This window comes from Sodalis ligni (assembly GCF_016865525.2).
GTDB lineage: Bacteria > Pseudomonadota > Gammaproteobacteria > Enterobacterales > Enterobacteriaceae > Acerihabitans > Acerihabitans ligni.
In genome coordinates this window covers 1,079,163-1,098,348 of sequence record NZ_CP075169.1, presented here as the reverse complement: position 1 = coordinate 1,098,348, position 19,186 = coordinate 1,079,163, and the positions used below count along the sequence as shown (strand labels likewise).

General features: G+C 55.8%; 17 protein-coding genes and 1 pseudogene. 8 read left to right on the top strand and 10 right to left on the bottom strand.

Features of this window, described 5'->3' with window-relative positions; genetic code table 11:
• Positions 1-32: 32 nt before the first annotated feature.
• The 5 genes from ispC to rpsB form a co-directional block, all read right to left on the bottom strand.
• The gene (gene ispC, locus GTU79_RS05120) at positions 33-1,229 is read right to left on the bottom strand and encodes a 1-deoxy-D-xylulose-5-phosphate reductoisomerase (protein WP_203522668.1); all 1,197 of its coding nucleotides are present in this window, start codon (positions 1,227-1,229) and stop codon (positions 33-35) included.
• Between the two features lie 153 nt (positions 1,230-1,382).
• Entirely contained in the window at positions 1,383-1,940 is a 558-nt protein-coding gene (gene frr, locus GTU79_RS05115) for a ribosome recycling factor (RefSeq protein ID WP_132923229.1), read from the bottom strand.
• Between the two features lie 250 nt (positions 1,941-2,190).
• Positions 2,191-2,916, bottom strand: a complete 726-nt coding sequence (gene pyrH, locus GTU79_RS05110; RefSeq protein WP_132923230.1) for a UMP kinase — start codon at positions 2,914-2,916, stop codon at positions 2,191-2,193.
• 210 nt (positions 2,917-3,126) lie between these two features.
• Positions 3,127-3,984, bottom strand: coding sequence for a translation elongation factor Ts (tsf, locus tag GTU79_RS05105; protein WP_132923231.1), 858 nt, complete (start codon positions 3,982-3,984; stop codon positions 3,127-3,129).
• Between the two features lie 115 nt (positions 3,985-4,099).
• The gene (gene rpsB / locus GTU79_RS05100; RefSeq protein ID WP_132923232.1) at positions 4,100-4,825 is read right to left on the bottom strand and encodes a 30S ribosomal protein S2; all 726 of its coding nucleotides are present in this window, start codon (positions 4,823-4,825) and stop codon (positions 4,100-4,102) included.
• Between the two features lie 333 nt (positions 4,826-5,158).
• Here rpsB and map point away from each other — a divergent pair, with 333 nt between their 5' ends.
• The 4 genes and pseudogenes from map (at position 5,159) to GTU79_RS05080 (ending at position 10,492) form a co-directional block, all read left to right on the top strand.
• Entirely contained in the window at positions 5,159-5,953 is a 795-nt protein-coding gene (gene map, locus GTU79_RS05095) for a type I methionyl aminopeptidase (RefSeq protein WP_203522669.1), read from the top strand.
• A gap of 202 nt (positions 5,954-6,155) precedes the next feature.
• A pseudogene (gene glnD / locus GTU79_RS05090) lies at positions 6,156-8,829 on the top strand (bifunctional uridylyltransferase/uridylyl-removing protein GlnD).
• A gap of 57 nt (positions 8,830-8,886) precedes the next feature.
• Positions 8,887-9,711, top strand: a complete 825-nt coding sequence (gene dapD, locus GTU79_RS05085) for a 2,3,4,5-tetrahydropyridine-2,6-dicarboxylate N-succinyltransferase (protein WP_203522671.1) — start codon at positions 8,887-8,889, stop codon at positions 9,709-9,711.
• Positions 9,712-10,099: 388 nt separating this feature from the next.
• Positions 10,100-10,492 (top strand): DUF3461 family protein, encoded by a 393-nt coding sequence (locus GTU79_RS05080; protein ID WP_132923236.1) that lies wholly within the window; start codon positions 10,100-10,102, stop codon positions 10,490-10,492.
• 53 nt (positions 10,493-10,545) lie between these two features.
• Here the strand turns inward: GTU79_RS05080 and GTU79_RS05075 are convergent, their stop codons facing one another.
• The 5 genes from GTU79_RS05075 to syd form a co-directional block, all read right to left on the bottom strand.
• The gene (locus GTU79_RS05075; protein ID WP_203523149.1) at positions 10,546-10,998 is read right to left on the bottom strand and encodes a flavodoxin; all 453 of its coding nucleotides are present in this window, start codon (positions 10,996-10,998) and stop codon (positions 10,546-10,548) included.
• Between the two features lie 27 nt (positions 10,999-11,025).
• Positions 11,026-11,808, bottom strand: a complete 783-nt coding sequence (truC, locus tag GTU79_RS05070; RefSeq protein ID WP_203522672.1) for a tRNA pseudouridine(65) synthase TruC — start codon at positions 11,806-11,808, stop codon at positions 11,026-11,028.
• Complete coding sequence (locus GTU79_RS05065) at positions 11,801-12,145, bottom strand: YqcC family protein (RefSeq protein WP_132923238.1); 345 nt, start codon at positions 12,143-12,145, stop codon at positions 11,801-11,803. The genes truC and GTU79_RS05065 overlap by 8 nt, the downstream gene beginning before the upstream one ends.
• Before the next feature lie 167 nt (positions 12,146-12,312).
• Positions 12,313-13,104, bottom strand: a complete 792-nt coding sequence (locus GTU79_RS05060) for a YdcF family protein (protein ID WP_203522673.1) — start codon at positions 13,102-13,104, stop codon at positions 12,313-12,315.
• Between the two features lie 671 nt (positions 13,105-13,775).
• The gene (gene syd / locus GTU79_RS05055; RefSeq protein ID WP_132923240.1) at positions 13,776-14,324 is read right to left on the bottom strand and encodes a SecY-interacting protein; all 549 of its coding nucleotides are present in this window, start codon (positions 14,322-14,324) and stop codon (positions 13,776-13,778) included.
• Positions 14,325-14,416: 92 nt separating this feature from the next.
• On the opposite strand from syd, the gene queF reads away from it, so the two are divergent.
• From queF to GTU79_RS05035, 4 genes are all read left to right on the top strand, one after another.
• Positions 14,417-15,265 carry an NADPH-dependent 7-cyano-7-deazaguanine reductase QueF gene (gene queF / locus GTU79_RS05050; protein WP_203523150.1) on the top strand — a complete coding sequence of 283 codons (849 nt, stop codon included), beginning with the start codon at positions 14,417-14,419 and terminating at the stop codon, positions 15,263-15,265.
• A gap of 61 nt (positions 15,266-15,326) precedes the next feature.
• On the top strand, positions 15,327-16,691 hold the full coding sequence (gene ppnN / locus GTU79_RS05045; RefSeq protein WP_203522674.1) for a nucleotide 5'-monophosphate nucleosidase PpnN: 1,365 nt from the start codon (positions 15,327-15,329) through the stop codon (positions 16,689-16,691).
• Positions 16,692-16,776: 85 nt separating this feature from the next.
• Entirely contained in the window at positions 16,777-17,532 is a 756-nt protein-coding gene (gene xni, locus GTU79_RS05040) for a flap endonuclease Xni (RefSeq protein WP_203522675.1), read from the top strand.
• A gap of 403 nt (positions 17,533-17,935) precedes the next feature.
• A complete protein-coding gene (locus GTU79_RS05035) occupies positions 17,936-19,084 on the top strand; it encodes a glycoside hydrolase family 3 N-terminal domain-containing protein (protein ID WP_214513735.1) in 1,149 nt (382 codons plus the stop codon).
• Positions 19,085-19,186: the final 102 nt, after the last annotated feature.

Here is a 19,186-nt window from a genome sequence, read left to right as displayed (position 1 = left end):
ACAAATCAGGCAAGCGCTCCGGGGAAAACACGTCAATGCATTAACATCCTGATTTCACGCTCCGCGTTGCTGCGCGCCTCCAGATCGATGGCCAATACGTCTTCGATGCTGTGGGGCTCGGTCAGAGCCGTGCCTTCCAGCACGTTACGGTTTAATGCCGCGATATCGGTAAATCCGATGCCGCCCTGCAAAAAAGCCGCGACCGCCACTTCATTGGCGGCATTCAGCGCCGTGGTGGCCGCCTGGCCGAGATCGGACGCAAGGATTGCCAGCTGCAAACAAGGGTAGCGCGCGTAGTCCGGGCGGTCGAATGTCAATTGGCCGATGCGGTGGAAATCAAGGGCTTCCACCCCGGCGACCACCCGCTGGGGATAAGCCATGGCATGGGCTATGGGCGTACGCATATCCGGCGAGCCCAGCTGTGCCAGCACGCTGCCGTCGCGATAACGAACCATGGAATGAATTACCGATTGCGGATGCACTATCACTTCCATTTGCTCCGCCGAGGCGTTGAACAACCAGCGTGCTTCAATATATTCCAGTCCTTTGTTCATCATCGTCGCCGAGTCCACCGAGATTTTGCGTCCCATTGACCAGTTAGGATGAGCACAGGCCTGATCCGGCGTTTTGGCCGCCAAATCCGCCAGCGGGGTTTCTCTGAAAGGACCGCCGGAACCGGTAAGGATGATGCGGGAGACGCCATGATCTTCCAGTGAAGAGTAACCTAACTGGCGCTGGATTGGTTCAGGTAAACTCTGAAAAATCGCGTTATGTTCGCTGTCCACCGGCAAAAGCTGCGCATTGCTGCGGCGCGCTTCGTTCATGAATAGCCGACCGCAGGTCACCAGCGCCTCTTTGTTTGCCAACAATACGCTCTTCCCGGCGCGCAGCGCCGCCAGGGTCGGCATTAAACCGGCGGCGCCGACGATGGCCGCCATCACCTGATCCACCCCGTCCAGCTTCGCCAGTTCGCAGGCGGCATCGGCGCCCGCCATCACTTCCGTGGTTGCCCCGGCGTCGTGCAGGCGCCGTTTTAACTCCCGCGCCGACGCCTCGTCGGCCATGCAGGCATAGGCGGGACGAAAGGCCAGGCATTGTTCGGTCATTATGTCGACATTTTTGCCGGCCACCAGCGCGCGGACGGTAAATTTATCGGGATTTTGTTTAATTACGGCCAGCGTATTGGTGCCAACGGAACCGGTAGAACCAAGAATCGTCAAATGCCTCATGAGGTACTCTGAAAACCGCAAGTCAAAGGAATGATGGAAGCACAGTAGTCTGAAACGTTGCGCAACATTTGTCTATGACGTTACCGACAAAAAAAAACCGTAGCGGCAGATCCCGCGGGATCTGCCGCTACGGCCGAGCTTAGCGCCGGTAGGTTAAATTTCCATTAATTCGGCTTCTTTCTCGGCCAGCGCGCTGTCGACTTTTTTGATAAACGCATCGGTAAGCTTCTGGATATCGTCCTGCGAACGCCGATCCTCGTCTTCGCTGATGACTTTATCCTTCAGCATAGCCTTCACTTTTTCATTGGCGTCGCGGCGCACGTTGCGCACCGAGACCCTGCCCTGCTCTGCTTCGGACCGGACAACCTTGATCAGGTCGCGGCGGCGTTCCTCGGTCAGAGCCGGCAGCGGAACACGGATCACGGTACCGGCGGACGAAGGATTCAATCCCAGATCGGACGCCATGATCGCTTTTTCCACCGCGGGGGCCAGCGAGCGGTCGAATACCGTTATGGCCAGCGTGCGGGAGTCTTCGGCTACCACGTTAGCCAACTGGCGCAACGGTGTCGCCGTACCGTAATACTCAACGTGAATGCCATCAAGCAGGCCCGGGGAGGCGCGGCCGGTACGGATTTTGCTAATGTGGTTTTTGAATGCCTCGACGCATTTTTCCATACGCATTTCGGCATCTTTGCGAATTTCATTAATCACGTTGCGAACCCTTGGAAACGAGTTATCCGGGCGGGCTTAAGCGTATGCCAAGCCCATGATAGTCAACACCCGCGGCGGCAGGTTCTGACATTAGGCATTTCGCCCTCTCCTATCTATACCCGTCATACTTCAAGTTGCAGGCGCGTTGGCTTTCCAGCAGCTCGACGTATTTAAGGTATACAGCATAATACTGTTTTTTTACCGCTACAGCTTTCATCTTTCGATGTGCAAATCTATGGAGTACATGCCGCTATTTGCAGATGAGCGTACCTTCCTTTTCGCCCATCACGACACGCCGAAGCGCACCCGGCTTGTTCATATTAAATACCCTGATAGGGATATTATGATCACGGGCCAGGGTAAAGGCCGCCAAATCCATCACCTTGAGCTCCTGCTCCAGAACATCCTGGTAGCTGAGCTGTTCATACAGTGTAGCATCGGGATTTTTCACCGGATCGGCGGAAAAAACGCCATCCACCTTGGTGGCTTTCAGCACGACATCGGCTTCGATTTCGATACCGCGCAGGCAGGCGGCTGAATCCGTGGTAAAAAAAGGATTGCCGGTACCGGCGGCGAAAATCACTACCCGATTGTTTCGCAGCAGGCTGATGGCTTCAGCCCAGCTGTAGTTATCGCAAACGCCGTTCAGCGGAATAGCCGACATCAGGCGGGCATTGACATAGGCGCGATGAAGCGCATCGCGCATCGCCAATCCGTTCATCACCGTCGCCAGCATGCCCATATGGTCGCCCACGACGCGATTCATGCCGGCCTGGGCCAATCCCGCGCCGCGGAACAGATTGCCGCCGCCGATCACCACCCCGACCTGAATGCCCAACTCCACCAGTTCCTTCACTTCCTGGGCCATGCGGTCCAGAACGCTCGCGTCGATACCGAAACCTTCCGCGCCTTGCAAGGCTTCGCCACTCAATTTAAGCAGGATACGCTGGTAGACGGGTTTCGCATTGGTTGCCATTTTTCTGTTCCTAAAGCAGCGATAACAAGATGAGAGGATTTGACTTCCATACCGCATTCGGCTGGTTAGATGCGGCACAAGTCGCCTGACTTTTTGTTAAAAACCAACTTGCTGACAAACGCCATCGGCGCCACGGGGGCCACCGATGGATTCAGGGCATAAAGACAGCTTGCCCGGTCCGAGCCCGCGACAGCGGTTCGGACCGGCTTATTAAGACTGTTTGCTCATGGCGGCGACTTCAGCGGCAAAGTCCACTTCCGCTTTTTCGATGCCTTCGCCCACTTCAAAACGGATAAAGCCCGTCACGCCGGCTTTATGCTCTTGCAGCAATTGGCCGACGGTCTTGTTCGGATCCATGACGAAGTGCTGACCGGTAAGGGAGATTTCGCCGGTGAATTTGCGCATACGGCCTTCCACCATTTTTTCGGCGATTTCACGAGGCTTGCCGGACTGCATGGCGATATCCAGCTGAATCTGGTGCTCACGCGCCACAACGTCGGCCGGCACATCTTCGGCATTGACATATTCGGGTTTGCTGGCGGCGATATGCATGGCCACATGCTTCACCAGCTCATCGTCGGCGCCGCTGGCGGCAACCAGAACGCCGATACGGGCTCCATGGAGGTATGAACCCAGCACGTCCCCTTCCAGCGCGGCCACGCGGCGGATATTGATATGTTCACCGATCTTGGCCACCATCGCGGCGCGCTGATCTTCGAATTTGGCTTTCAGCGCTTCAATATCGGTAATGCGATCCGCCAGGGCGGCGCTCACCACTTCGTCGCCGAAGGCTTTGAATCCGCCGTCTTTGGCCACGAAATCGGTTTCACAGTTGAGTTCAACGATAACGCCGTATTTTCCGTCCTGAGCGATTTTCGTCAGGATCACGCCTTCGGCGGCGACACGGCCGGCTTTCTTAGCCGCCTTTGCCTGACCGGATTTACGCATGTTATCGATAGCCAGCTCGATATCGCCCTGCGCTTCAACCAGGGCTTTCTTACATTCCATCATGCCTGCGCCGGTACGTTCGCGCAGTTCTTTAACCAGGGCGGCGGTAATATCAGCCATTATTTTTTCCTCGTTATCCCGTGGCGGGATAGGTAAAAAAGAGGGCCTGAAGACAGGCCCTCTAACCAACATAGTTTAAACTTGGTTAATAAGGGCTCAAAAAGAGCATGCCTTATTATTCAGTTTCCACAAAGCTTTCTTCGGCCTGTTCAACCAAATCCTGCGAGCGGCCTTCGCGAACGGCGGTGGACACGGCGCTCAGGTAGAGATTGATGGCACGGATGGCATCGTCGTTACCCGGGATGATGAAATCAACGCCGTCCGGATCAGAGTTGGTATCCACCACGGAGAACACCGGAATGCCCAGGTTGTTGGCTTCTTTGATAGCGATGTGTTCGTGTTCCGCATCGATAACAAACAGCGCGTCAGGCAACCCGCCCATGTCCTTGATACCGCCCAGGCTGTTTTCCAGCTTGTCCAGTTCGCGAGTGCGCATCAGCGCCTCTTTCTTGGTCAGCTTTTCGAAAGTGCCGTCCTGGGACTGGGTTTCCAGATCCTTCAAACGCTTGATGGATTGACGAACCGTTTTCCAGTTGGTCAACATCCCGCCTAACCAGCGATGATTCACGAAGAATTGATCGCAGCTGTTGGCCGCTTCTTTTACCGCTTCACTTGCCGCGCGCTTGGTGCCGACAAAGAGGATTTTGCCTTTGCGGGAGGCAATCTTGTTCAGCTCGGCCAGGGCGTCGTTGAACATCGGTACGGTTTGCTCAAGGTTGATGATGTGAACTTTATTACGCGCACCAAAAATGAAGGGTTTCATTTTCGGATTCCAGTAACGGGTCTGGTGGCCGAAATGCACACCGGCCTTGAGCATGTCACGCATGGAAACAGTTGCCATGATTAAACCTCTATAGATAGTTTGGGGTTATGCCTCCACGTATCCCATGCGGCCGACCCCGCCATCCAGGCCAAGGCACCCCGGCACATGTGCCGATACGTGTGTGTAATAACACTTAGGTATAGTTGATCTGAACGGCGCATAAGACCAAAATACTCTACGCCGATCGTCGGCGCGCTTTATACCATAATCCGCGCCGAGACTCCACCATTTGTTCACAGACGGCGCCGCGCCAAATGATAATTTGGCAGTCCACGGCTTGGCTGATAACATTATCCTTTATTTTATTGTAATCATAAATCGTCGACATACACGCCGACTGCGGATCTATTCATGGCTATTCCCATTAAAAATTCAGACGATATAGCAAAAATGCGCGTTGCCGGCCGTCTGGCCGCCGAAGTGCTGGAAATCATCGAACCTTATGTTGTGCCGGGAGTCAGCACCGGGGAATTGGATCGGCTCTGCCATCAGCATATCACCGAGCATCAGCACGCCATTTCCGCAAGCCTTAACTATCACGGCTTTCCCAAATCGGTTTGTATTTCGGTGAACGAAGTGGTTTGCCACGGAATTCCCTCGGATGAAAAAAAGCTGAAAGACGGCGATATCATCAATATCGATGTTACGGTCATCAAAGACGGTTTCCATGGCGATACCTCGAAAATGTACCTCGTGGGCAAACCCACCATCCTCGGCGAGCGCCTGTGCCGGATCACCAAGGAGAGCCTCTATCTGGCCATCAGAATGGTGAAGCCGGGCATTCGCCTGCGCAGCCTGGGCAAGGCCATCCAGAAATTCGTCGAGGCGGAGGGGTTTTCCGTGGTGCGGGAGTACTGCGGCCACGGCATCGGCCAAGGCTTCCATGAAGAGCCGCAAGTGCTGCATTATGATGCCGATGACGGCGGCGTAGTGCTGCAGCCGGGCATGGCGTTCACCATCGAACCCATGGTCAACGCGGGTGACTACCGCATCCGCACCATGAAAGACGGCTGGACGGTAAAAACCAAGGATCGCAGCTTGTCGGCGCAATATGAACATACTATTGTGGTAACGGATAACGGATGCGAAATTATGACCTTGCGCAGCGACGATACCCTGCCCACGGTTATCACGCACCCGGCCTGAGCGCCGGTCCGGCTTTTTTGCGACGCGGGCCGCTACCACAGCGGGCCCGGAGCTGAAGCGGCGGGCTTAATCAGTACCCCGGGGCGGGCCACCGGCGGCAGTTGCCGACCCCCGTTCCCCGGCACAGACCTACTACTCGTGCGGTAACGCCGGGGTTGGGCTGCCCCCACCACGGACTTACCGGCTTTATCATGGGCCTTATATGCCGGACAAAATCCTTCAGTACGCCGCCCCTCCCGTCGACAGCGCGTTGCCTGTCAAACCCGCATCGCCGTTGACCTGGCCCGATGAGGCGCTGAATCGCGCATTTCTCAAGGACCGGCTGGATGATTTTCATGCCTGGCTGGCGGATGCCTTCAACGCCGGCGTTCCGGCGGAGACGCTCATTGACGCCCGTGCCCTCTATATCGATCAGCTGCTGCGGCAGCTTTGGCGCTTTCACGGTTTCGACGCGGCGCCGGAAACCGCGCTGGTGGCGGTGGGCGGCTATGGACGCGCCGAACTGCATCCGTTATCCGATATCGATGTACTGGTATTGAGCCAGAACCCTCTTACCGCCGGGCAGGCGCAGCATATCAGCGAATTGCTGACGCTGTTGTGGGATTTGAAACTGGAAGTGGGCCAAAGCGTTCGCAGCATCGACCAATGCCTGCAGGAGGGCAAGGCCGATCTGACCATCGCCACCAATCTTATCGAGTCCCGGCTGATCTGCGGCGATGTGGCGCTGTTCCTAAAATTGCAAAAGAGCATTTTCAGCGAGGATTTCTGGCCTTCGAGCCAATTTTTCCCCGCCAAGCTGGCGGAGCAGGAGGAGCGCCACCAGCGCTACCACGGCACCAGTTACAACCTGGAGCCGGATATCAAAAGCAGTCCCGGTGGTTTGCGGGACATCCATACGCTGTTATGGGTGGCCCATCGCCATTTTGGCGCCACTTCCCTGGACGAAATGGTGGGGTTTGGTTTTTTGACCCAGGCGGAGCGCGATGAGCTCAACGAATGCCAGAGTTTCCTGTGGCGTATTCGTTTTGCGCTGCATCTGGCCATCAGCCGCTATGATAATCGTCTGTTGTTCGACCGGCAGCAAAGCGTGGCGCAGATACTGCGCTATCGCGGCGAGGGCAATGTGCCGGTGGAACGCATGATGAAGGATTTTTCCGCGTCACCCGCCGCGTCAGCGAACTGAATCAGATGCTGCTGCAGCTGTTCGATGAGGCTATCCTGGCCCTGGCGCCCGATGAAAACCGCAGCCGCTGGACGATGACTTCCAGCTGCGCGGCGATCTCATCGATTTACGGGACGAAACCCTGTTCGCCCGCCAGCCTGAAGCGATACTGCGTATGTTCTACCGCATGGTGCAGCATCAGAACATCTCAGGCATCTATTCCTCCACCCTTCGCCAACTGCGCTACGCCCGCCGCCATCTCGACGGCCCGCTGTGCAATATACCCGAGGCCAGGCAGCTTTTCATGGCTATCCTGCGCCACCCGGGGGCGGTCAAGCATGCCTTGCTGCCCATGCACCGGCACAGCGTGCTGTGGGCCTACATGCCGCAGTGGGGCAATATCGTCGGTCAGATGCAGTTCGACCTGTTCCACACCTATACCGTGGATGAGCATACCATCCAGGTCCTGATGAAGCTGGAGACTTTCGCCGATGAGCACGAGCGGCCCAGGCATCCGCTGTGCGTGGAGCTGTTTCCCCGGCTGGCGCACCCCCACCTGTTATTGCTGGCGGCGCTGTTTCACGATATCGCCAAAGGACGCGGCGGCGATCACTCCACCCTGGGCGCCAAGGATGCGATGGAATTCGCCGAGCTGCACGGCCTGCATTCCCGGGAAGCGCAGCTGGTGGCCTGGCTGGTACGGTTCCATCTGGTCATGTCGGTAACGGCCCAGCGGCGCGATATCCAGGATCCGGCGGTAGTGCAGCACTTTGCCGCCGAAGTGCAGACGGAAAGCCGGCTGCACTATTTGCTTTGCCTGACGGTGGCCGACATCTGCGCCACCAATGAAACCCTGTGGAACAGCTGGAAACAAAGCCTGCTGCGCGAACTCTTTTTCGCCACGGAAAAACAGCTGCGGCGCGGCATGCAGAATATGCCGGACATGCGCGCGCGCATCCGGCACCACCGTTCGCAGGCGCTGGCGCTGCTGCGCATGGAAAACGTCGACGAAGAGGCGCTGCATCGCCTCTGGAGCCGTTGCCGCGCGGATTATTTCCTGCGCCACTCCCCCAATCAGCTGACCTGGCACGCCCGCCATCTGCTGGAACACCATAGCGACCAGCCCCTGGTGCTCATCAGCCCCCAGGCTACCCGCGGCGGTACGGAAATATTCATCTGGAGCCAGGATCGTCCTTACCTGTTCGCCGCCGTGGCGGGGGAATTGGACCGGCGCAACCTGAGCGTCCACGACGCGCAGATTTTCACCAATCGCGACGGCATGGCCATGGACACCTTTGTGGTGCTTGAGCCGGACGGCAGCCCGCTGGCGCCGGATCGCCACAGCATCATTCGCCAGGCGCTGCTGCAAACGCTGCAGCCCGGCAAATACCAGCATCCGCGCTCACGGCGCCCCTCCCCCAAACTCCGTCACTTCTTTGTGCCTACCGTGGTGGATTTCCTGCCGGGGCACTCGGACCGGCGCAGTTATCTAGAATTGACGGCGCTGGACCAGCCCGGCCTGCTGGCCCGGGTCAGCGAGGTGTTCGTGGATTTGGGCGTATCGCTCCACGGCGCGCGGATTTCCACCATCGGCGAACGGGTGGAGGACCTGTTTATCCTGGCCGGCAGCGACCGCCGCGCATTGAGCCGGGAGATCCGTGAGGAATTGCAGCGGCAGCTGACGGAGGCTCTCACCCCGAACGAAAAAGTATGATACAAGTGATGATGGGTATAATTTATTTCATTCGACAAGATACGGGACACAGATAGGATGCAGCAATTACAACAGATCATTGAAAACGCCTTTGAGCGCCGCGGGGACATCACGCCGACAACGGCGGACAGCGTTACCCGCGACGCGGTTAACCAGGTTATCGCCCGTCTTGATAGCGGTACGCTGCGGGTGGCGGAAAAAATCAATGGTGAATGGATAACCCATCAATGGTTGAAAAAAGCGGTATTGCTGTCATTTCGCATCAGCGACAACCAGCTTATGGACGGAGCGGAAACGCGTTACTTCGATAAAGTGCCGATGAAGTTCGCCGGTTACGATCAGGCACGCTTCCAGCGGGAAGGTTTCAGGGTAGTGCCCCCCGCCACCGTCCGCCAGGGGGCGTTTATCGCCCGCAATACCGTGTTGATGCCCTCTTATGTCAATATCGGCGCCTATGTCGACGAAGGCACCATGGTTGATACCTGGGCGACCGTGGGATCTTGCGCGCAAATCGGCAAGAATGTCCATTTGTCCGGCGGCGTCGGCATCGGCGGCGTACTTGAGCCGTTACAGGCCAATCCCACCATTATTGAAGATAACTGCTTTATCGGCGCGCGCTCCGAGGTCGTGGAAGGGGTAATCGTGGAAACCGGCTCGGTAATTTCCATGGGGGTTTTTATCGGCCAAAGCACCAAGATTTACGATAGAGAAACCGGCGAGGTGCATTATGGACGCGTTCCGGCCGGTTCCGTGGTGGTCTCCGGCAATCTGCCTTCCAAAGACGGGCGCTATAGCCTGTATTGTGCGGTCATCGTCAAAAAAGTCGACGAGAAGACCCGCGGTAAGGTGGGTATCAATGAGTTATTACGGACGATAGACTAATATCTTTATTGGCGAATGCGCTTCCCGCGCGGCCCCCATGGATAGAGAGCCGGCTGTAATGTAAGCCGTTTATCACATTGTATACCCGATTGATTTCTTGCTGCGGCAAGGCTTCAGCAAGATATACCCTAAATACTTCGAGTTGCAGGAAGGCGGCGACGCAGCGAATCCCCAGGAGCTTACTCAAGTAAGTGACTGGGGTAAGCGAGGACAAATCTGCCGGGAGCAGATTTGAACGCTGCTTGCAGCGGCCCCGAAGGGGCGAGGCCCATGGAGGGGCCGAGTATTGCCAACACACCTGCAACTTGAAGTATGACGGGTATAAAGGGTATATGGCGCCCCCGGGCGTTATACTCATCACAGGATATTACACACCAGAGGTAGTCCTATGTACGATAACTTGAAAAGCCTTGGCGTAAATCATCCGGACGATATCGACCGTTACAGCCTGCGTCAGGAAGCCAATAACGACATTCTGAAAATTTATTTTCGCCGGGATAAAGGTGAATTCTTCGCTAAAAGCGTGAAGTTCAAATATCCGCGCCAGCGTAAAACCGTGGTTTCCGACAACGTCGCCGAAGGTTATCGCGAAATCAACGAAATCAGTCCCAACCTCCGTTATGTCATCGACGAACTGGATCAGCTCTGCCTGCGGGATCAGACCGAAGTGGATTTGAAGCAAAAAATCCTCGACGATCTGCGCCACCTCGACAGCGTGGTCACCAACAAGATTGCCGAGATCGAAGCGGATCTGGAAAAACTGACCCGCGGCAAATCCTAAGGGCAAGATCCAGGCCGCCGCCCCGGCGGTCAGACAGTCCAGGGCCGGACGCTTCAGGCGCCGAGAAGCCCGCTCCACTTTTCCACCCAAGGGCCGGCCACGACTTCCGGCTCAGGGTTTTCCTGCGCGTCGATTTCCAGCAGTTCGCCGATCCTGACCGCCCCCTGCTCCTGGAGCAGCGCATCAAAGGTATGCCCCGCGCCGCAGAAATTTTCGTAGCTGCTGTCGCCAAGGGCAATCAAACCGTAACGCAATTCCGGCTGATAACCCACATGGTCTTTCACCGCCTGGAACAGCGGGGCAATACTGTCGGGAAAATCTCCCTGGCCGGTGGTGGAGGTAATGATCAGCACAAAATGATGGCGATAAAACTGCCAGGATTCCAGCGTACCCTCTTCGAACAATTTCACCTCGTGGCCTTGTTCCACCAGAATGGTTTCCGCTTCTTCGGCCACCAGCAATGCATTACCGTACACCGTGCCGACAAAAATGCCCACTTGTGCCATTGGCATAACTCCCTTTCATTGATGCTTTCAGATAAATGTCGCCATATCCTGACCTGTGACCGCGGCAAACTCAACCCTTTCATAAGCAGGGAGAATGCCGTTCCAGTGAAACCGCTCCACCAGGTTTTGCCAGGTCTGATCCCATCTGGCGTCGATAACCAGCGGCAGTCCGGTCACCGGATGCGCCAACTCCAGCCGGCTGGCGTGCAGCATCAGGCGAGAACAGTCGAATGTGCGGGCGAAACCGCGATTCTGCCGCAGATCGCCATGGGTCGAGTCGCCAATCAGCGGATGGTGCATATGGGAGAGATGGCGGCGCAGCTGGTGCTTTCGGCCGGTTTGCGGCGTAAGTTCCATCAGGCTGTATCGGGAGGTGGGATAGCGGCCGATAGCCACCGGTATCTCCACTTGAGCCAGTCCGCGATAATGGCTGACCGCCGGCTGCGGCGCTTTGTCCGGCTGGGCGAATTTATCGGCGATCTTATCCAGCTCCTGCGTCAGGGCATAATCGATGGTGCCGTCGCCTTCCATATAGCCCCGCACTACCGCATGGTAGGTTTTTTTCACCCGGTGCTGCTCGAACTGCCCGGACAGGGTGTGGGCTACCTCGGCGGACAACGCCAGCAGCAGCACCCCCGAGGTGGGCCGGTCCAGTCGGTGCACGGTAAACACATGCTGTCCCAGCATATCCCGTACCGTTTGCATGACCACAATCTTCTCCCGACGATCCAGCCAGCTGCGATGCACCAGCCAGCCGGCCGGTTTGTTCACCGCCACCAAAAACTCATCCCGATAACATATTTCAATCATGCTGGATTATCCGCGCGCCGGAAGTGGGGCTCGAGTTGAGCAAATCGTCCAACCGGCGCAGCTGTACCAACAGCGGCGCGGCGTCAGGCAATGCTTCTTCAAAATACGGGGCAATGGAGAAACGGGCCGGCAGCGGTGCGCGCTTATCCAGTAACGCATGCATGCGGGGCAACAATATCCACTGCAGCCACTGCTCCGCCTGCATGGTATCGATACAAAAAGGCTCAACGCTTTCAAAAGCCGCCCGCGCCGGCGGTTGCGCCTGCCAAATCGCCAGGGTCCTCATCGTTTGTTCGATATCAAACAAATGCTGACGGATTTCAAGATGTAAGCTCATGGTGTGCTCCTGACCCAAAGGCCGCCGCCGGTGGTAAAACAGCATAAATCCTGCTGGCGGGACGCCCTCGCGGTTGCAAAAACGTCGCAACTCCGCCGTAACGGCCCTTCGCAAAACGGCTGAGGATAGCATTGAACGCGTCCGGGCGCTAATGGCGGCTTTGGCGCTCAAATCAACCGGTCGCCGAATTCGGTTCTGAGCGCGGGCGCGAGACGGGCATACGCCGCTTCAACGTGCGGCGGAATATCCACATGGGCAATAAAGCCGGTCCCCGCCGGGCCGTAGCCGCCGGGGGCGTCGCGCAGGCGCGGGATCTCCCCCAGCAGCAGGGAAACGAATCGCGGCAGCGGCCAGGATTCAGCGCACTCCCGGTTGCCCCATGCCACTTGTCCCGCGTTCACTTCAAAGCGCGGTATCAGCGTCGGCCAGTTGATGAAACGTACATCCGGGCTATCCTGCCAGACCTTGCGGAAACTGGCATCGGTTCGCCGCTGCATCAGCGGATCCTGCGTCAGGATCACGGTATGAGGTTGTTCACCGGCCGCCGTCAATACCTGGCGGGCCCGCAGGGCATTGTCGCCGCAGTTGGCGGACTGGGTTTCCAGCAATATCCGGTCATCGGCCAAACCGAAAAAACGCCGGCCGATATCCCGCAATATTTCCGCTTCGCTACGCCCGGCGGTGGCGATGTCATGATAAAGGGGATGCTGCCGCACCGCCCGGTATAACAGTTCGGTGGCATGCCCCACGCCGCCGGCGATAAGGATTTTCGGCGCGACGCCGGCGCAGGCCGCCTGGAACACGCGTTCGGCGGTAATAAGCACCGCATTGCCCAGCAACACCAGCAGATCGGCATTGCCACGCCCGGCCAGCCGTTGCGGCGTGGCGTCAAGGGTCTGATCGCAGGACAAAAAAGATGCCAGCAGATTGACATCCGCTGCCTGGGCGGCTGAAAACATAGCGAAGGTCCTTTATGAATTATAGTGGCCTATGATAAGCCATCATGAGGGATCTCTGCCATTGACGAGGAGAAAATCAGATAGAAAATCAGATAAAAGAAAAGGGGGTACTGTCGAAACAGTACCCCCGGTTCATTTATAGCATTCCCGCTATCGCTGTGCTCCCTGCGTTCATCCGTGAAAAGTTATAATCACTATAACCTTGAAACGCTCCGTATCGGCAATCCCATCCTTGAAACCGGCTACGTCGTCCGACGTATGTCCTTTTGGCCTTCCTGCCCGCGGAATCTTCCTAATCCACTCACATTCTCCATCCTGGAGGTGTCCCGATCATCGTCCTGAAACATCCGGGCGCGGTCCTGCGGCCCTCCCTATAGCGGTTCGTCCTGAACCCATCCTTGTCAGCCAGCGGCTAAAACCGGAAAACGAACGTGATAGCCGCATCGTCAAATTGATTGATAAGATCGCTTAATCGAAGGCAATATACAAGACGGTTATGCATAGCCGCAGATATTGTTCCAAGTTGCACAGTTAACATTGCTAATTAATTCATTGATTAAAATAGAATAATTAGCGTTAACGCTTAGGGTGTAAATATATATTGCCGGCAATATCTCACAGTATTTGTAGGAGATCTCTTACGCTCTAATCAACAAACACGACAGATACATTCATGCTACTTTAGGTTCCAGCAGGGATAGGAAATCCTGCAGGTTATCAGCCAGCACCGTGCGATTTTTGCGCCCGAGCTCTTCAAGGAGGATTTGCCCGCTGAGATTGCAAATTGAGATAAGCGTCAGTTCGGAATCCGTAGTGGCGATAAACAGCGTCGGCGGCAGTTTCAGCCTTTTTTGCATCAGCAGATGACCGATAAGATTTTCCTGGATGCGGATACCATCGGCCTCGCTCCAAACCTGCAGCAATTCCAGCGGGCGCGCGAGATAGCTTGCCGCCATATCTCCCGCCAGCTGGCTGCAATAAAATGCTTCCGCCGCCGGCTGCAACCGCAGCTCCAACGCCCGTTCCACCCCCGCCAGGGTCAGGCTTTCAGGCGGCGGGCAAGGCTGCCAGTAGACCTGATCCCCATCCTCACCGATCACGCAAGGGGACGGCACGCCGAACAGCGCGCGGCTGGCCGGGGCGCCGCCGGTAGCGGTACGCCAGTGCTGCTGGTAGCGGCGGGTGAATGCCTGCAATGCCTGTGACACTTGGTAATCCATAATCTCTCTCATCTTGCGGCGCTCTACGTTACACTAGACCTTGTGTAATAAGAAGGATTCAGGGTAACCATTTATTTATGTCCGCTTATAATATGTCCGATTATGAAAATCAACCGGCGTTAGGATCGCTGACACTGGGCAAACCCACCCCCTATAGCGATCGATACGATGCCGCCTTGCTGCAAGGGGTACCGCGCGCGCTCAACCGGGAACCGTTGGGTCTGGCGCCGCATACGCTGGGATTCCACGGTGCCGATATCTGGACGCTGTACGAACTGTCCTGGCTCAACGACAAGGGCGTGCCGCAGGTGGCCATCGGCGAAATGCGCCTTGACGCCGCCAGCCGCAATCTTATCGAATCCAAAAGCTTCAAGCTTTATCTTAACAGCTTTAACCAGACGCGATTCGCCCACTGGGACCAGGTACGGGATGTTTTGATCCGCGACCTCGCCCGCTGCGCCGCAGGTGACGTGAATGTGGATTTGTTCCGCCTCGGCGATATTGCCGGCCGTTGCATCGCCGACTTTGCCGGCGAGTGCATTGATGAGCAGGATATCCTCATTGATGATTATACCTTCAGCAATGAATGGATTCGGCACGCCGCGGACGATAACGCGCAGGTCAGCGAGACCCTGGTCAGCCACCTCCTGAAATCCAATTGCCTGATCACCCACCAGCCGGATTGGGGATCGGTGCAAATCACCTATCGCGGCCCGCGCATCAATCGGGAAGCCTTATTGCGCTATCTGGTCTCTTTCCGCCATCATAATGAATTCCATGAACAGTGCGTGGAACGGATTTTTACCGACCTGATGCATTTTTGTCATCCCGAGCAGCTGTCGGTTTATGCCCGCTACACCCGTCGCGGCGGGCTGGATATCAACCCGTGGCGGAGCAATACGCCATTCATTCCCTCAGCCGGCCGGCTGGCGCGGCAATAATGCTACAACAAGACGCGTTCGAAGAAAAATTTTGTGCGAAACCGCGCACCAAGGAGTTATTTTGATTACCCATATCAGCCCCCTAGGCTCCATGGATTTACTGTCACAACTCGAAGTGGATATGCTCAAACGTACCGCCAGCAGCGATCTCTATCGTCTGTTTCGCAACTGTTCGCTGGCGGTATTGAATTCAGGCGCTCAAACCGACAGCAGCAAAGAACTGCTGGCCCGTTTCCAGGATTTCGATATTAATGTGCTGCGCCGCGAGCGCGGCGTGAAGCTTGAGCTGGTGAACCCGCCCGAAGAGGCTTTTGTCGACGGCAGTCTTATCCGCTCCATCCAGGCGAATCTGTTCGCCGTGCTGCGGGATATTCTGTTCGTCAACGGCCAGATTGCCTCAGCCGGCCACCATCAGAGCCTTAACCTGAATAACTCGGTGCATATCACCAACTTGATATTCTCCATTATGCGCAACGCCCGCGGCCTGCACGTGGGCGAAGCGCCGAATATGATTGTCTGCTGGGGCGGCCATTCCATCAGCGAAACCGAATATCTCTATGGCCGCAAAGTAGGCAGCCAGCTGGGTCTGCGTGAACTCAATATCTGCACCGGCTGCGGACCGGGCGCCATGGAGGCGCCGATGAAAGGCGCGGCGGTGGGCCATGCCCAGCAGCGCTACAAGGAAGGACGCTTTATCGGCATGACCGAACCGTCCATTATCGCCGCCGAACCGCCCAATCCGCTGGTAAATGAGCTGATTATCATGCCGGATATTGAAAAACGGCTGGAAGCGTTTGTCCGTATCGGCCACGGCATCATTATTTTCCCGGGCGGGGTGGGCACCGCGGAAGAGCTGCTGTACCTGCTGGGGATCATGATGAATCCGGCCAATAAAGAACAGGTGCTGCCCCTGATTCTTACCGGTCCGGGCATCAGCGCCGATTACTTCCGGGTGCTGGATGAATTTGTCGTCAGTACCCTGGGCGAGCAGGCCCGCAAATATTACACCATCATCATTGACGATGCGGCGGAAGTGGCCCGCCAAATGAAAAAAGCCATGCCCAGGGTCAAGGAAAACCGGCGCAGCAGCGGCGATGCCTATAGCTTCAATTGGTCGCTGAAGGTGGCGCAGGATCTTCAGCACCCGTTCGATCCCACCCATGAAAACATGGCCAACCTGAATCTGCATCGCGACCAGCCGGCCGAACAGCTGGCGGCGGCGCTGCGGCGGGCGTTTTCCGGCATTGTTGCCGGCAACGTAAAGGAAAACGGCATCCAGTCCATAGAGCAGCACGGCCCCTACAAGCTGCGCGGCGATCCGGACATTATGAAACGCATGGATTTCTTATTACAGGGTTTTGTCGCGCAACACCGCATGAAATTACCGGGCAGCGCCTATATCCCTTGCTACGAAATCTGTATTTAACGCCGGGCCCGACTTGACGACAGGACAAAGCCAATTCCGGCGTCCTGTCCTGCCTCCCGATGGATGATGATAAGGACGACACGCCATGACGGTTCATTTATTGATTGTGGATGCGTTGAACCTGATTCGCCGCATGCATGCCACCCAGGGTTCTTCCTGCCCATCAGCCTGTACCCATGCGCTGAAGCAGCTGATTTTTCATAGTGAACCGACCCACGCAGTGGCGGTATTTGACGATGAACAACGCGACGAAAGCTGGCGCCATCAACTTTTACCGGCCTATAAAGGCGGACGCGCGCCGATGCCCGACGAGCTGCGCGCACTGTTGCCGGACATCAGGCGGCTGTTCAGCCAAACCGGCGTGGCATCGTGGCAGCTAAAAGGATACGAAGCGGACGATATCGCCGCGACGCTGGCCTTCAAAGTCGCCGCCGCCGGACATCGCGTGACTTTGATTTCAACCGATAAGGGATATTGCCAGCTATTATCGCCGGCAATCCACATCAGGGACTATTTTCAAAAACGCTGGCTGGATCTGCCCTTTATTACCGAGACCTTCGGCGTGCAGCCGCAACAATTGCCCGATTACTGGGGATTGGCCGGCATCAGCGGCAGTAAGATTCCCGGTGTCGCCGGTATCGGCGCCAAAACCGCTACGCAGTTAATCAGCCAGGCCGGCAGCCTGGAAACGCTTTATGGGCGATTGGCCGATATCCCGCCTAAATGGCGGAATAAACTGGAACCGCAGCGGGAAATGGCCTTTATATGTCGCCGGGTGGCGACGCTGGATACCGGCGTAACCCTGGAAGGGAACCTGCAGCAGCTGCGTTTACCCCGTTAATCCCCCCGCAGGTGGCCGACGGCCACCGTTGGCACAAAAAAACGCTTTGATATTTTCATATAGAAAATATGCGAAGCCTCCTGAGTTGATATTTCATCTGCGTTTCCCTCCTGTTCAAGTTTCTCCGGTAAGATAATCTCTTTATTTCAAAGGAACTATATTCTTACATTGGTGCTTATCTGAGTGATTTATTTACCCTGCTGCTCCATCTTAATAACGTGAGTCATATATGATATCAGAATCACACTCCGCCTGTGCCAAGTCCATGCCCTCCCCTTCACGCCCCATTGATTTGCACCATAACGCGTCAAATCATCTGTCTATTGGAAAAATCTGACAGCGGCAAGTCAAAGCGATGAAATAGTAGCAAAATGACTTTAAAAGAAAAATAGGTCAGAAAATCATGCTGGACTTCCGTTATTGGCGAGAAGATACCAAAACAAGCGTTAAGCAGGATATGGTGCAGCTAACGGAAACAATAAGAAATATTATTAGAAACAATCATATTGGTGGAATTATTCTGTTTGCCAATAACCTGAAGAATAAAGAACAAATACAAAAACTCACCGACGATCTGCAGGATGCCATACCGGCGGGAGGCATCCCTTTATTTATTGCCACTGATAACGAGGGGGGCAGCGTCTTTCGGCTGCCCCGCGGCGAGTTCTCTGCTTTCCCGGGCAATATGGCGCTGGGCGCCGCCTGTATGGACACGGTGGATAGTAAATTGGCCTATAAGCAGGGATGTGTTCTAGCCCGGGATCTGTCGTCACTCGGCATTAATACCATTTTCGCGCCGGTGATGGATGTCAACAGCAACCCAAATAATCCGGTGATTAATGTTCGTTCATTCGGCGACGACCCGGCCAGCGTAGGGCGATTGGCACGGGAAATGATAGCCGGCATCGGCAGCAAAGGCGTAGTGAGCGTCGCCAAGCATTTTCCCGGCCATGGGGACACGGTGACCGATTCCCATTTTGGCTTGCCGATGGTAAACAAAAACCGCCAAGACGCCAATGAGATCGATCTGGCGCCCTATCGCGACGCTATTACATCCGGCGAAGCGCCGGATATGATTATGACCGCACATATCCAATACCCGTCCCTGGATAACACCTGCATTAAAAACAGGGCCGGAGAAGAGATCATAGTGCCGGCGACATTGTCAAAAAAAATACAGACCGACCTATTGCGAAAGGAACTGGAATTTCAGGGAGTTACTATAACCGATGCGCTGAATATGAAGGCCATCAGCGATAATTTCGATATTCACACCGTGATGGAATTCACCTTCAAGGCCGGCGTGGATATTGCGCTTATGCCGGTTAGCATATACCACATCTCCGACGTCCACCGATTGCAGTCGCTGATTAATATTCTGTCGGGAAAAATTACCGCCCGGGTCATTGATGAGCACATGGTGTCAGAGTCCGTCAAACGGATTATCGAACTTAAGCTGAAAAGAAATATTATCGCCCCGTTCAACGGAACCGCTCCTGGAGATATCACCTTGAGCAGAACATTGGAAAAGAAATTACCGACCGCTCGGTAACCTTATTGAAAAATATCGGTCAGCTTATTCCCTGGAGGATAATTCCCAATCCATCTATATTTTGACACCCTTGGCCGAACAGGGCGCGGCCATTGAACATAC

Bases quoted from the DNA above. Each gene is read 5' to 3' on its own strand.
- ispC (WP_203522668.1), bottom strand. From the start codon at position 1,229: ATGAGGCATTTGACGATTCTTGGTTCTACCGGTTCCGTTGGCACCAAT.
- pyrH (WP_132923230.1), bottom strand. From the start codon at position 2,916: ATGGCAACCAATGCGAAACCCGTCTACCAGCGTATCCTGCTTAAATTG.
- tsf (WP_132923231.1), bottom strand. From the start codon at position 3,984: ATGGCTGATATTACCGCCGCCCTGGTTAAAGAACTGCGCGAACGTACC.
- rpsB (WP_132923232.1), bottom strand. From the start codon at position 4,825: ATGGCAACTGTTTCCATGCGTGACATGCTCAAGGCCGGTGTGCATTTC.
- map (WP_203522669.1), top strand. From the start codon at position 5,159: ATGGCTATTCCCATTAAAAATTCAGACGATATAGCAAAAATGCGCGTT.
- dapD (WP_203522671.1), top strand. From the start codon at position 8,887: ATGCAGCAATTACAACAGATCATTGAAAACGCCTTTGAGCGCCGCGGG.
- GTU79_RS05080 (WP_132923236.1), top strand. From the start codon at position 10,100: ATGTACGATAACTTGAAAAGCCTTGGCGTAAATCATCCGGACGATATC.
- GTU79_RS05075 (WP_203523149.1), bottom strand. From the start codon at position 10,998: ATGGCACAAGTGGGCATTTTTGTCGGCACGGTGTACGGTAATGCATTG.
- truC (WP_203522672.1), bottom strand. From the start codon at position 11,808: ATGATTGAAATATGTTATCGGGATGAGTTTTTGGTGGCGGTGAACAAA.
- GTU79_RS05065 (WP_132923238.1), bottom strand. From the start codon at position 12,145: ATGAGCTTACATCTTGAAATCCGTCAGCATTTGTTTGATATCGAACAA.
- GTU79_RS05060 (WP_203522673.1), bottom strand. From the start codon at position 13,104: ATGTTTTCAGCCGCCCAGGCAGCGGATGTCAATCTGCTGGCATCTTTT.
- syd (WP_132923240.1), bottom strand. From the start codon at position 14,324: ATGGATTACCAAGTGTCACAGGCATTGCAGGCATTCACCCGCCGCTAC.
- queF (WP_203523150.1), top strand. From the start codon at position 14,417: ATGTCCGATTATGAAAATCAACCGGCGTTAGGATCGCTGACACTGGGC.
- xni (WP_203522675.1), top strand. From the start codon at position 16,777: ATGACGGTTCATTTATTGATTGTGGATGCGTTGAACCTGATTCGCCGC.
- GTU79_RS05035 (WP_214513735.1), top strand. From the start codon at position 17,936: ATGCTGGACTTCCGTTATTGGCGAGAAGATACCAAAACAAGCGTTAAG.